A 13,615-nucleotide genomic window follows, 5' to 3' on the forward strand; every position below is an offset into this window, starting at 1 on the left:
TGCTAATTTTCATCTATCCACGAGAACAATTTCACATCTTGGTATACTTCGCCAATTTTTTCATAATCTCGAAGTAGCCCTTCCTCTGAAAAACCAAGCTTATCCAATAATACTATAGAAGCTGTATTTCTCGGGTCCACTTTTGCTTCAATCCGGTGCAGTTCAAACGATTCTTTTCCCCACTCCATCAACGCTTTCACAGCTTCCGTCGCGTAACCTCGTTTCCAAAAACGAGTACCTAAATCATACGCAATTTCTGCACGCCGGTTTTCATGATCAATATAATTAAAGCCACATGTCCCAATAATTTCCCCAGTTGCCTGCAAAATAATGACACATCTGAGCGCTTTTCCCTCGATTTCCAATTGTCTTAACATCCGAATCATTTCTTCCACCGGTTGTAAACTTTGGAAAGGCTCAATATTCATATATCTAGTAACCGAATCATCTGACCAATAACCAAACAAAATCTCGGTATCCGCCAGCGTCATTTCACTTAAAAAAAGTCGTTCTGTTTTTAGCATTTGCTTTCGATTTTCCATAGATTTACCCCCGCCTTCTTAATAGAAAAAGCTTATCAAATCTCACTCGTAAAGTAAAATGTTTCACGTGAAACATTTGCACCTTCTTTATTCGTAGTAGTTTTTAGCATTTAGGTTTATAATGAAAAATATCTCAAAAAGGAGAATGATTTATGGAACAAACAGATAGACGTAAGACTTTAGCACTTATTTCGATTATGCTTGGCGCTTTTATTTCATTACTAGATACAACGATTGTCAACGTTGCCTTACCAGATATTACAACAGCACTTCATGCCACCAGCGAAACAATTGAGTGGGTTATTTCAGGCTATGCACTCGCTTTTGGACTTGTCCTTATTTTAGCTGGCCGCCTCGGTGACAAATATGGTAGAAAAAATATCTATATTATCGGTATTACCTTATTTCTAATAATGAGTGTGACGGCTGGTTTTGCAGATTCAGAAAATAGCTTAATTATTTCCCGGGTAATACAAGGACTTGCTGCTGGACTATTTTTCCCACAAATCAATGCAACGATTATGGATATGTATTCTGGAAAAAGCCTTGGGAAAATCTTCGGTATTCTTGGTTCTGTTATTGGCGTTGGAACCGCGATTGGACCGCTTACCGGCGGACTTTTAATTGAACTTTTTGGCGCTACAAACGGTTGGCGCGCAGTCTTCTTTGTTAATGTCCCCTTTGTCTTAGTCACGCTCGTACTAGCAATGCTTTATCTCCCAAAAAGAACTATCTCCACGAAAAAAATCAGCTTCGATTTGCCTGGCGTTGGGTTACTTACAATTGCACTTTTACTATTACTATTCCCACTTATTTCAAATGGAGCAAATGATTTCAAACCAATTGATTACCTTTTAATGGCGCTATCTATCCCGCTCTTTATCATTCTTTATAAATGGAGCGTCTATCAAGAAAAGAAAGGCAATCAACCATTAATTGCGCCTAACTTACTTAAAAACAACCAATTTGTATCCGGCATGCTCTTATCACTAGTATATTTTGCTGCCTTTACAAGCATCTTTTTCGTCCTATCGCTCACTTGGCAAACTGGTTTCAGTCGATCCGCTATTTTATCCGGGCTGGCAATTAGTCCTTTTGCGTTAGGTAGTGTCCTTGCTGCTTCGAATAGTTATCGCCTCATTCCTATGCTTGGAAGAAAACTTTTAATGCTTGGTGTAACTCTAGTTATCGTTGGTCTTGGAACCGTCTCGATTGTATTTCACCTCCATGATGGTGCTTTTTCTGCTTGGTTGCTTTTCCTGCCATTGTTTATTGCGGGTATTGGTAGTGGTTTGATTATTGCACCTTTAAATAGCTTCACACTTTCCACCGTCCACGGAATAGAACGCGGCGGAGCAAGTGGCATGTTTAATACGGCACAACGAATTGGTTCATCTTTTGGTATTGCTGTTGTCGGATCTGTATTTTTCCGCACACTAGGAAATACCACTGCCACCTCTAAAGCAAGTGCATTTTCAGATAGCTTACAGATGAGTATGTACGTTAATATAGCTCTTCTCATTGTTTGTTTCTTACTAATATTCCGTTTGCCAAAAAATATCTAAAAAAAAGAGCCTTATATAGGGCTCTTTTTATATGTTTCACGTGAAACATTCTATTTAAATACTACCTCAAACTCTTCGCAAACCACTAAAGCATCTTCTTCAAACGATATGCCAAGCTCCATGCATTCATTCGTGAAAAAAGAAGTATGGACTTTCCGCCAATAATCCAACGTCCGGTCTCCTTCTCCTTCTAAATAAGCAAATGTCTCCGGAACTTCATTAAATGGCATAATCGTTACACCAACCAACTTAATAATCCCCATTGCCTCTTCTTTCCCATCCAAAAGAACAACATGCGAACCAACTGACGGCATCGTTTCCCCGCCCTGGTCATACCAATAGAACAGGCTACTCGTTCCAGTTTTCACCCCGTTCATCACAAGCTCGCCTAGTTCATTCGCCATCCGCGCAGAATTACCGAATGCCCAAGCTTCAAATTTATTAGAAATCATCGGATTGGCAGATCGATATTTTTGCCACATTTCATTAACCGAATCTTTATAAACTACCACTTAAATCCCTCCTAAAAAAAAGACTGAGGTTCCTAAAAACCTCAGTCTCCAAAATTTATTTTCGAACTGGCTTAATCACAATATAACGATAAGGATCGCGTCCTTCAGAATGCGTTTCAATTTGTTCATTCTCACTTAAAATAGCATGAATAATTTTTCTTTCAAATGAAGGCATTGGTTCTAAATGAACAGCGCGCTTCGTTTTAAGAGCTTTATCTGCCATTTTGTTTGCTAAAATTACTAACGTTTCGTGACGTCTTTCACGGTAATCCCCTACATTAACAATAATGTTTTTGTATTGGCTCGTTGTTTTATTAGCAATTAATTGTGTTAAGTATTGAAGAGCATTAAGGGTTTGGCCGTGTTTGCCGATTAGCATGCCTAAGCTGTCACCTTTAATTTGCAACTTCACATCTTTACCAACTTCTTCTACATCGATAGTGATTACTGCACCCATCTTGGTAGCAACATCTAAAAGATAATCAATCGCTACTTGGATACCATCTTCTTTTTCAATTACTTTTACCATAGCCAGTCTTGAACCAATTCCGAAAATACCTTTTTTACCTTCGTCTAGAACTTCTACTTCGACCTTGTCGCGTGTTGTTTCTAAAGTGGCTAATGCATTTTGGATAGCTTCTTCAACGTTTGAGCCTTGCGCAGTTAAATCTCTCACTTTCTTTTCTTACCTCCTTTTTTGGAAGCTTTCATGTTAGCTGCTTTTTTCTTCAAGCGATCTTCCGCAAGTTGAGCAGCAGCCAGCGCCTCCTGTTCGCGTTTGTTTTTAAAAGGATTATTAATTAAAAGTGTTTGGAATACGGTGAAAATGTTACCGATAATCCAGTATAGAGCAAGTGCAGACGGTAATGTAATACCCATAAATAGAATCATTACTGGCATGATGTAAACAATCATTGCCATTGATTTATTTTGCTGTGTTTGCCCCATCATAGAAATTTTTGATGATAAGAATGTTGTTAGTGCTGCAACGATTGGCAAAATGTAATATGGATCCGGATTTCCCAGTTGCATCCATAAGAATGAATCTGTTTTGATTTCTGCTGTTCTACTAATCGCTTGGTAAAATCCTAGTAGAATTGGCATTTGAATTAATAATGGTAAACAACCCATCATTGGATTTACGCTATTTTCTTGATATAGACGCATTGTTTCTTGTTGTAATTTTTGTTTTGTTTCATTATCTTTGGATGAGTATTTTTCTTGTAGTTCTTTGATTTTCGGTTGTAAGCTTGTCATGGCTTTTTGGCTTTTCAGCTGTTTGATCATTAAAGGCATGATAAGTAGACGAATTAAAATTGTAACAACAATAATTCCGACTGCGTAACTTCCCCCGAATAAATCGGAAAACCATGTAATAGTCCAGGATAATGGGAACACGATATAATGGCTCCAAAATCCAGTTGATTCTGATGTAATTGGATCAGTTGAATAGCCACAACCCGAAAGTACAGCCATTAATCCGATTACAAGACTTGCGATGAGCAACTTCTGTTTGAATCGCTTTTTCTTCTTCAAATTGATGTAACCTCCAATTTCGCCTTTTTCAAATTTCCACTCACTTTGAATTGTTTGGTTTTTGCTTTAAAACACGCCCCACTTTTAAAACATGAATCAAACTTTTCTTTACTTCATGAAAATCCATATTGGCCGCCGGTTTTCTGGCGATGATAATATATTCATTTTCAGGATTGATTTGGTCTTCTAATTCATGGAATGATTGTCTTATGTAACGTTTAATCCGATTTCGGCAGACAGCGTTTCCAATTTTTTTACTAACCGATAAACCAATGCGAAAATGATTCGATCCTTCTTGCTTTAAAGTATAAACAACAAATTGACGGTTAGCAAAAGATTTTCCTCTTCGGAATACTTTTTGAAAATCGTCATTTTTTTTAATTCTATATTTTTTTTTCATACATTCTCCATCTTCTTACATATCTTAGTATAAGGCCGTTTGACTCAGCGATTTTTCAAAAAAAAAACCACTGAGTCGTTTTCAGTGGTCTACGCAGATAAAACTTTTCTTCCTTTACGACGACGACTTGCTAAAACTCTACGTCCGTTTTTAGTACTCATACGCGTACGGAAACCATGCACTTTTTTTCTTTTACGTTTACTTGGTTGATATGTTCTTTTCATTAATTACACCTCCCATGAAAGGGTCCAATCGAATTTATCTATTAGACAGTCTTAGATATTGTACGTGAACTGGTCTTTTTTGTCAATACTATTTAGACGAATTTCTATTTAGACTCCGTTCACTATCATACCATATTTTTATAGAGAGAAAAACCATTTTTCAAAAATTATTGTGTTAAATAGATATATTTTTCTCTAGTAGTGTCCGGGATTTCGATTTTTCGGCCGGAAATCTCTACTAAATATTGTGCAAATTCCCCGATTTTCTCAAATTCAGCCGGATATTCAAAAATAAGTTTTTCCTTTATTAAATAGTTATCCACATAATGACTTGTTTCTGGCTGAAAAGATAATAAACCTTCTATAAAACGAATTACTTTTGTAAATTTTGGAATTTCCTGTTCTTCTTCTAAATCTGTAAAGTGAAAAAACATCGTGTAAAAATGATTCTTCTTGATATTCACTGAAAAAGCTTCTTTGTTTATATTACTTTTTGCAAATACCGTAAAATCGTCAATCTCTGCCGGTTCCCGTTTGTCGTGAATTAATAAGTAACCAAACACGTCGTCAATATTCCCGTTTTGTATAACCCGATAAAATTCTGTATCTCTAGTTTTCAAAAGCCGTTGAAATATCATTTTTCACAACCTCATTTTTTTGTCTTTTTTTTAGTATTCGGTAAATAGTTTAACACATTGTCGCGATGAAATCCTTTCCCAAAAAATGTGGATAACTCCTGAATAACGCCTTTTTACTGTGGATAACCTTTTGATTCATTTCAAACTTATACACAATTAGTGGTTATTTACACACAATGCCTTGTGGATAATTAATTTTAACAATTTCGTTACAGATTTCTTTACACACAAGTTATACACAAGTTAACTGGCTGTGGACAACCGTTTTTCACATCTGGACAGTTTTGTGGATAGATTTGGTAAGTCCTTGCTATCAGAGTGATTTTCTGATATTATAATTCCTATCGAATAGAAATATAGCTGGGGAAAACTAAAGTTATCCACAATACATTTTTACTTTGTGGATAATTTTTTAACAGTGTTTGGATAACCTTATCCATAGCTTTTTCTATCTGTGGATAACTTTATAGCATCCATTTACATTACATAAAAAAGGGGGGTTACTAGTGCAATCAATTGAAGACATCTGGCAGGAAACACTGCAAATCGTTAAAAAAAATATGAGTAAACCTAGTTACGATACATGGATGAAATCAACAACAGCTCATTCATTAGAAGGTAATACGTTTATTATTTCAGCGCCCAATAATTTTGTTCGCGATTGGTTAGAGAAAAGCTACACGCAATTTATCGCTAACATTTTGCAAGAAATAACTGGTCGCTTATTTGATGTCCGCTTTATTGATGGCGAGCAGGAAGAAAACTTTGAATACACTGTGATTAAACCAAATCCAGCGTTAGATGAAGATGGCATTGAAATTGGAAAACATATGCTTAATCCGCGTTATGTTTTTGATACTTTTGTCATTGGTTCAGGGAACAGATTCGCCCACGCAGCATCACTTGCAGTAGCCGAAGCACCAGCGAAAGCATATAATCCACTCTTCATTTATGGAGGAGTTGGCCTCGGCAAAACACATTTAATGCACGCAGTTGGCCACTATGTTCAACAACATAAAGATAATGCGAAAGTAATGTACCTTTCCAGCGAAAAATTCACGAATGAGTTTATTAGCTCTATTCGTGATAACAAAACCGAAGAATTCCGCACAAAATACCGGAATGTCGATGTTTTACTTATTGATGATATTCAATTTTTAGCCGGTAAAGAAGGAACACAAGAGGAATTTTTCCATACATTTAACACGCTTTATGATGAACAAAAGCAAATTATTATTTCCAGTGACCGACCACCAAAAGAAATTCCTACACTGGAAGATCGACTTAGATCCCGCTTTGAATGGGGCTTAATCACTGATATTACGCCACCAGACTTAGAAACACGGATCGCTATTTTACGTAAAAAAGCAAAAGCAGATGGATTAGATATTCCTAATGAAGTCATGCTTTATATCGCAAACCAAATTGATTCGAATATTCGCGAGCTAGAAGGCGCACTCATCCGAGTAGTTGCTTATTCTTCCCTCGTTAATAAAGATATAACAGCTGGTCTTGCAGCAGAAGCACTAAAAGATATTATCCCCTCTTCTAAATCACAAGTTATTACGATTAGTGGTATTCAAGAAGCAGTCGGTGAATATTTCCATGTGCGTTTAGAAGATTTCAAAGCAAAAAAACGGACGAAAAGTATCGCATTCCCGCGCCAAATCGCTATGTATCTTTCAAGAGAGCTTACAGACGCCTCATTACCAAAAATCGGTGATGAATTTGGTGGCCGAGATCATACAACTGTCATTCATGCACATGAAAAAATATCGCAACTACTAAAAACCGATCAAGTATTGAAAAATGACCTTGCTGAAATTGAAAAAAATTTAAGAAAAGCACAAAATATGTTTTAATAGACCTGTGTACAATGTGGATAACTGAAACATACTTACCCACAAGTTATCAACATGTGGAAAACTTTATATCGCATGACTTGCAACCTACTTATCCACAAATCCACAGCGCCTATTACTATTACTACGATTTTTTATTAATTAATTAAAGGTTTTTGAGGTTTTACAAAATATAAAAAAATGGGGGATACTCATGAAATTTGTTATCGAACGTGATCGTCTTGTCCAAGCAGTCAATGAAGTTACTCGTGCCATCTCTGCAAGAACAACGATTCCAATATTAACGGGAATAAAAATTGTCGTAAATGATGAAGGTGTAACACTAACTGGTAGTGATTCCGATATTTCCATCGAAGCATTTATTCCATTAGTTGAAAATGATGAAGTAATTGTAGAAGTGGAAAGTTTTGGTGGCATTGTTCTTCAATCCAAATACTTCGGAGATATCGTTCGTCGTTTACCAGAAGAAAATGTAGAAATTGAAGTTACTTCTAATTACCAAACCAACATTAGTTCTGGCCAAGCATCCTTTACATTAAACGGCTTAGATCCAATGGAATATCCTAAATTACCAGAAGTTACTGATGGTAAAACTATCAAAATTCCAATTAATGTACTAAAAAATATCGTTCGCCAAACAGTATTTGCGGTTTCAGCGATTGAAGTTCGCCCAGTACTTACCGGTGTTAACTGGATTATTAAAGATAATAAGCTTAGCGCAGTCGCAACCGATAGTCACCGTCTAGCTTTACGTGAAATTCCACTAGAAACAAACATTGACGAAGAATACAACATTGTTATTCCAGGAAAAAGCTTATCCGAACTAAATAAAATTCTAGACGATGCAAGCGAATCAATTGAAATGACACTTGCAAACAATCAAATTCTCTTTAAATTAAAAGATTTACTATTCTACTCTCGTTTACTTGAAGGTAGTTACCCAGATACATCTCGTCTAATTCCAACTGATACTAAATCAGAATTAGTCATTAATTCCAAAGCATTTTTACAAGCAATTGACCGTGCGTCCCTACTTGCTCGCGAAAATCGTAATAACGTTATTAAATTAATGACACTGGAAAATGGCCAAGTAGAAGTATCTTCCAATTCTCCGGAAGTTGGAAATGTTTCTGAAAATGTCTTCAGCCAAAGCTTTACTGGCGAAGAAATAAAAATATCTTTTAACGGTAAATACATGATGGATGCTCTGCGTGCTTTCGAAGGTGATGATATTCAAATTTCCTTCTCCGGTACTATGCGACCATTCGTACTTCGACCAAAAGATGCAGCTAATCCAAATGAAATTTTACAATTAATCACGCCGGTTAGAACTTACTAATCTCGCAAAAAGCACATCCGTCTTGGTTTCAAGGCGGATTCTTTTTTTGTTATAGTACAGTTTTTGGTTAAAAATGTATATTTATGCAAATGGAGGTAATTCTTAGCATGATGAAAGATATGACAACAGGTAATCCGACAAAATTAATTTTTTTATTCGCGATGCCAATGTTGATTGGAAACTTATTTCAGCAATTTTATACGATGATTGATGCGGTTATTGTTGGGAAATTCGTCAGTGTCGATGCGCTTGCTGCTGTTGGAGCAACAAACTCGGTCAATTTTTTTATGATTTCTTTGATTATTGGACTTATGAGCGGGATTTCTGTCGTAGTTGCGCAGTATTTTGGCTTTAAAGATTATGATCGTTTAAAAGATGTTATTGCTACGGCGACTTATGCGGTGGTTTTTTCGGCGATTATTTTGACGGTTGCGGGCGTTTTGCTTGCGAAGCCATTACTTGTGTTGCTTAGAACGCCAGCGAATATTTTGGATGATTCGACCATCTTTTTAACCACCCTATTTATCGGGATTTTGCCGATGAGTTTGTATAACGGGATGGCGGCGATTCTTCGGGCGCTCGGAAATTCGATTACGCCACTGATTTTTTTGATTTTATCGTCTTTAATGAATATTGCACTTGATTTTTTATTTGTTGTTTATATGGATATGGGCGTTCGCGGGGCTGCAATTGCGACGGTTTTATCCCAAACAGCTGCAGCAATCGCCGTTATTTACTATGCTTATCGCCACGTGCCGTTTATGCGGATAGAACGTGCGAAATTCAAGTTATCCACCCCACTTCTTAAAGAAATGGTGCGCATTGGGTTGCCTTCTGGACTACAAGGATCCTTTATTTCTATCGGGAATATGGCTCTTCAAAGTTTAATAAATGGATTCGGTTCATCGGTCGTTGCAGCTTATACGGCGGCGAGTCGAATTGATTCACTTACATATCAACCCGGAATTGCTTTCGGAGCCGCGTCCTCGATGTTTGCTGGACAAAATATCGGTGCTGGAAAAATTGACCGCGTTCGCGAAGGATTTTGGTCGGGAATCAAAGTAGTTACTGCTATAAGTATTGGCATAACAATTTTAGTGCAACTTTTCGCTCGGCAGTTTTTATTACTATTTGTAGATTCCAGCGAGACAGAAGTTATTAATATTGGTGTGAGCTATTTACTTATTGTGTCGTTATTTTATGTTGTAGTCGGAATTTTGTTTGTCGTTCGGGAGACTTTGCGAGGTACCGGAGATGCGATGGTTCCCTTAGCCATGGGGATTTTCGAGTTAGTATCACGACTTGTTATCGGATTTGTTTTGTCGCTTTATATTGGCTATGTAGGGCTTTGGTGGGCTACTCCAGTTGCATGGATAACCGCAACAATGCTTGGCGTTTGGAGATATAAATCAGGAGCATGGCAGAAAAAGGCAGTTATCAGGCGAAAATAACCATTTTAGTAAAAAAACGCCAGAGAAGCTCATATTTTCTTTTTTTGAATAAATAATATCCCCCCATTAGTTTTGCTAAAAAAAGCTGAAAAACGAATATATGAAAATATTCTTTGTATTATTGGCAAAACTTTAGTAAAATAGAAGGTAGTGATAAAAAAAGATTGGGCGTGAAATTTTTGGCTGAAACAGTGAAGATAAATAGCGAGTTCGTAACGCTTGGTCAACTTTTACAAATGATTGATGTAGTTTCGACTGGTGGAATGGCGAAAGCATACCTTAGTGAAAATACGATTTACATCAACGGAGAGCAAGACAATCGCCGGGGGAAAAAGCTTCGTAATGGCGATGTTATCTTAGTTCCCGGTGTTGGAAAAGTGAAAATTGAGCAAGGAAAATAGCAGATGCATTTAGAAAGTATTGTTTTAAGAAATTTCCGCAATTACGAAAACTTAGAACTAGAATTTTCCCCATCTGTAAATGTTTTTCTTGGCGAGAATGCACAAGGTAAAACCAATCTTTTGGAAGCCGTATTGATGCTTGCGCTAGCAAAATCACATCGGACAACGAATGATAAAGATTTTATTATGTGGGAAAAAGAAGAAGCCAAGATGGAAGGTCGGATAGCGAAGCACGGGCAATCAGTGCCTTTAGAGCTAGCTATCACCCAAAAAGGCAAGCGAGCTAAAGTAAATCATTTGGAACAAAAGAAACTGAGCCAATATGTTGGCAACTTGAACGTGGTTATTTTTGCCCCAGAAGATTTGTCGCTTGTTAAAGGTGCGCCAGGAGTTAGACGTCGCTTTTTAAATATGGAAATTGGGCAAATGCAGCCGATTTATTTGCATAATTTAAGTGAATATCAGCGAATTTTACAGCAACGGAACCAATATTTGAAGATGTTGCAAATGAAACGCAAAGTAGATCCGATGTTGCTTGATATTTTGACAGAACAGTTCGCGGATGTCGCCATTAATTTGACGAAAAGACGAGCTGATTTCATTCAAAAATTAGAAGCATATGCGGCGCCGATTCATCACCAAATTTCCCGAGGCTTGGAAACGCTAAAAATCGAGTATAAAGCTTCCGTCACGCTGAATGGAGACGATCCTGAAGTGTGGAAAGCTGATTTACTCCAAAAAATGGAATCAATCAAACAAAGAGAAATCGACCGTGGTGTCACACTTATTGGGCCACATCGGGATGATTCTCTGTTTTATATTAATGGGCAAAATGTGCAAGATTTTGGTTCACAAGGCCAGCAGCGGACAACGGCACTTTCTGTAAAACTAGCAGAAATTGACTTAATCCACGAAGAAACTGGAGAATATCCGGTTCTTCTTCTTGATGATGTGCTAAGTGAACTCGACGATTACCGTCAATCACATTTGCTCGGAGCTATTGAAGGAAAAGTACAAACCTTTGTAACGACAACAAGTACGAGCGGGATCGACCATGAAACGCTCAAACAAGCAACAACTTTCTATGTAGAAAAAGGTACGGTAAAAAAATCCTAATCTAGGTTAATATAATTTGATGAAAAAGAAAGTGCGGTGGAATAATTAATGTCAGAAGAAAATATTACAAATGTACAGGAAAGTGCTTCCGATTATAACGAAGATCAAATACAAGTACTGGAAGGCTTAGAAGCAGTTCGAAAAAGACCTGGTATGTACATTGGTTCAACTAGTCAACGTGGACTCCATCACCTTGTATGGGAAATTGTTGATAATGCAATCGATGAAGCCCTTGCTGGTTTTTGTACAGAAATTGAAATTACAATTGAAGCTGATAACAGCATTACTGTTCGCGATAACGGACGTGGAATTCCAACTGGGATTAACGAAAAAATCGGTCGTCCAACAGTAGAAGTTATCTTTACCGTTCTTCATGCCGGTGGTAAATTCGGCGGTGGCGGATATAAAGTATCTGGCGGACTTCATGGGGTTGGTGCATCGGTAGTTAATGCCCTTTCTACCTCTCTTGAAGTACATGTTCATCGTGAAGGTAAAAAATATTACCAACGTTTTGAACGCGGTGATGTAGTAATGGATATGGAAGAACAAGGCGAAACGGATTACCGTGGAACCATTGTTCACTTTACGCCAGATCCTCAAATTTTCACAGAAACAACAGAATTTGATTTTGACACGCTTCGTACTCGTACGCGCGAACTTGCTTTCTTGAACCGTGGTCTAACAATTTCGATTGAAGATAAACGTGACGAGCATAAAGTACGTAAGAATTTCCACTATGAAGGCGGAATTCGTTCTTACGTTGAGCATTTAAATAAAGCAAAAGACGTTATCCATGAGCCACCAATTTATTTGGAAGGCGAACGCGATGACATTATGGTTGAGATTTCCATGCAATATAACACTGGATTCTCAAGCAATATCATTTCATTTGCGAATAATATTCATACCTATGAAGGCGGAACACACGAATCTGGATTTAAAACGGCATTAACGCGTGTTATTAATGACTATGCGCGCCGTAATAAATTGTTCAAAGATAGTGATGACAACCTTTCTGGTGAAGATGTTCGTGAAGGTTTAACAGCAATTATTTCCATCAAACACCCAGATCCACAGTTTGAAGGACAAACAAAAACAAAACTTGGAAATTCAGAAGCTCGTTCCATCACGGATAAGCTGTTTTCTGAGGCTTTAAATAAATTTATGATGGAAAACCCGGATGTTGCTAAAAAAATCGTTGAGAAGGGCGTTGTGGCTTCTCGTGCACGTCTGGCTGCTAAGCGCGCGCGTGAAGTTGCTCGTAAAAGCAGTGGCCTAGAAATTTCTAGCTTGCCAGGTAAACTAGCTGACTGTTCTTCCCGTAATCCTGAAATCAGCGAACTTTACATCGTTGAGGGTGACTCAGCTGGTGGTTCAGCTAAACAAGGTCGTGACCGTTTATTCCAAGCGATTTTGCCGATTCGTGGTAAAATTTTGAACGTAGAAAAAGCGCGTTTAGATCGTATTTTAGCTAACGAAGAAATTCGAACTATTTTTACAGCAATGGGTACTGGTTTTGGTGGAGATTTCGATGTTTCTAAATCTCGTTACCACAAACTAATTATTATGACTGATGCCGATGTTGATGGTGCACATATTCGTACACTACTTCTTACTCTATTTTATCGTTATATGCGTCCACTGCTTGATGCAGGTTATATTTATATTGCGCAGCCACCGCTTTATCAAATTAAGCATGGTAAACAAGTTGAGTACGTTTATAGTGATGGACAATTAGAAGATTATCTAGCATCCCTTGATGGAGACACTAAATACAACATTCAACGATATAAAGGTCTTGGAGAAATGAACCCTGAGCAACTTTGGGAAACAACCATGAATCCTGAACACCGTACACTACTTCAAGTCAATATCAAAGACGCTATTGATGCCGATGAAACTTTTGAAATGTTGATGGGTGACCGCGTGGAACCTCGTCGTAAATTCATTGAAGACAACGCACAATACGTTAAAAACTTGGATGTTTAATAAATATTTCCCGGGTAATACTTGGGATATTAATTGTTTT

The 13,615-nt window shown here is 37.5% G+C and carries 14 protein-coding genes; 7 read left to right on the forward strand and 7 right to left on the reverse strand.

The genetic code is table 11. The features are described 5' to 3' along the window. Positions 1-2 precede the first annotated feature (2 nt). Complete coding sequence (locus HCB49_RS11060) at positions 3-542, reverse strand: GNAT family N-acetyltransferase (protein WP_185604969.1); 540 nt, start codon at positions 540-542, stop codon at positions 3-5. A gap of 152 nt (positions 543-694) precedes the next feature. Here HCB49_RS11060 and HCB49_RS11065 point away from each other — a divergent pair, with 152 nt between their 5' ends. Beyond that, complete coding sequence (locus HCB49_RS11065; RefSeq protein WP_185604970.1) at positions 695-2,107, forward strand: MFS transporter; 1,413 nt, start codon at positions 695-697, stop codon at positions 2,105-2,107. A gap of 50 nt (positions 2,108-2,157) precedes the next feature. Here the strand turns inward: HCB49_RS11065 and HCB49_RS11070 are convergent, their stop codons facing one another. The 6 genes from HCB49_RS11070 to HCB49_RS11095 all read right to left on the reverse strand — a co-directional run bounded on the left by HCB49_RS11070 (position 2,158) and on the right by HCB49_RS11095 (position 5,417). Further along, positions 2,158-2,619: an ASCH domain-containing protein gene (locus HCB49_RS11070; protein WP_185604971.1), complete on the reverse strand. Its 462-nt coding sequence runs from the start codon at positions 2,617-2,619 to the stop codon at positions 2,158-2,160. A 55-nt stretch (positions 2,620-2,674) separates the two neighbouring features. Further along, on the reverse strand, positions 2,675-3,295 hold the full coding sequence (gene jag / locus HCB49_RS11075; protein ID WP_061394722.1) for an RNA-binding cell elongation regulator Jag/EloR: 621 nt from the start codon (positions 3,293-3,295) through the stop codon (positions 2,675-2,677). Then, complete coding sequence (gene yidC, locus HCB49_RS11080; protein WP_185391756.1) at positions 3,292-4,155, reverse strand: membrane protein insertase YidC; 864 nt, start codon at positions 4,153-4,155, stop codon at positions 3,292-3,294. The genes jag and yidC overlap by 4 nt, the downstream gene beginning before the upstream one ends. Positions 4,156-4,195: 40 nt before the next feature. Continuing rightward, positions 4,196-4,555 carry a ribonuclease P protein component gene (gene rnpA, locus HCB49_RS11085; RefSeq protein WP_011703467.1) on the reverse strand — a complete coding sequence of 120 codons (360 nt, stop codon included), beginning with the start codon at positions 4,553-4,555 and terminating at the stop codon, positions 4,196-4,198. A gap of 89 nt (positions 4,556-4,644) precedes the next feature. Next, complete coding sequence (gene rpmH, locus HCB49_RS11090) at positions 4,645-4,779, reverse strand: 50S ribosomal protein L34 (protein WP_003718062.1); 135 nt, start codon at positions 4,777-4,779, stop codon at positions 4,645-4,647. A gap of 167 nt (positions 4,780-4,946) precedes the next feature. Continuing rightward, the gene (locus tag HCB49_RS11095) at positions 4,947-5,417 is read right to left on the reverse strand and encodes a hypothetical protein (RefSeq protein WP_185396442.1); all 471 of its coding nucleotides are present in this window, start codon (positions 5,415-5,417) and stop codon (positions 4,947-4,949) included. A 506-nt stretch (positions 5,418-5,923) separates the two neighbouring features. Here HCB49_RS11095 and dnaA point away from each other — a divergent pair. The 6 genes from dnaA (at position 5,924) to gyrB (ending at position 13,575) form a co-directional block, all read left to right on the forward strand. After that, positions 5,924-7,279: a chromosomal replication initiator protein DnaA gene (gene dnaA / locus HCB49_RS11100; protein WP_003727573.1), complete on the forward strand. Its 1,356-nt coding sequence runs from the start codon at positions 5,924-5,926 to the stop codon at positions 7,277-7,279. A 193-nt stretch (positions 7,280-7,472) separates the two neighbouring features. Continuing rightward, entirely contained in the window at positions 7,473-8,618 is a 1,146-nt protein-coding gene (dnaN, locus tag HCB49_RS11105) for a DNA polymerase III subunit beta (protein ID WP_008946384.1), read from the forward strand. Positions 8,619-8,725: 107 nt separating this feature from the next. After that, positions 8,726-10,069: an MATE family efflux transporter gene (locus HCB49_RS11110; protein ID WP_185403705.1), complete on the forward strand. Its 1,344-nt coding sequence runs from the start codon at positions 8,726-8,728 to the stop codon at positions 10,067-10,069. A 179-nt stretch (positions 10,070-10,248) separates the two neighbouring features. Further along, entirely contained in the window at positions 10,249-10,470 is a 222-nt protein-coding gene (gene yaaA, locus HCB49_RS11115; protein WP_010958651.1) for a S4 domain-containing protein YaaA, read from the forward strand. Positions 10,471-10,473: 3 nt separating this feature from the next. Further along, positions 10,474-11,586 (forward strand): DNA replication/repair protein RecF, encoded by a 1,113-nt coding sequence (recF, locus tag HCB49_RS11120; RefSeq protein WP_008946387.1) that lies wholly within the window; start codon positions 10,474-10,476, stop codon positions 11,584-11,586. 48 nt (positions 11,587-11,634) lie between these two features. Then, on the forward strand, positions 11,635-13,575 hold the full coding sequence (gene gyrB / locus HCB49_RS11125; RefSeq protein ID WP_185399339.1) for a DNA topoisomerase (ATP-hydrolyzing) subunit B: 1,941 nt from the start codon (positions 11,635-11,637) through the stop codon (positions 13,573-13,575). Positions 13,576-13,615: the final 40 nt, after the last annotated feature.

Source organism: Listeria cossartiae subsp. cayugensis (genome assembly GCF_014229095.1).
Classification (GTDB): Bacteria; Bacillota; Bacilli; order Lactobacillales; family Listeriaceae; genus Listeria; species Listeria cayugensis.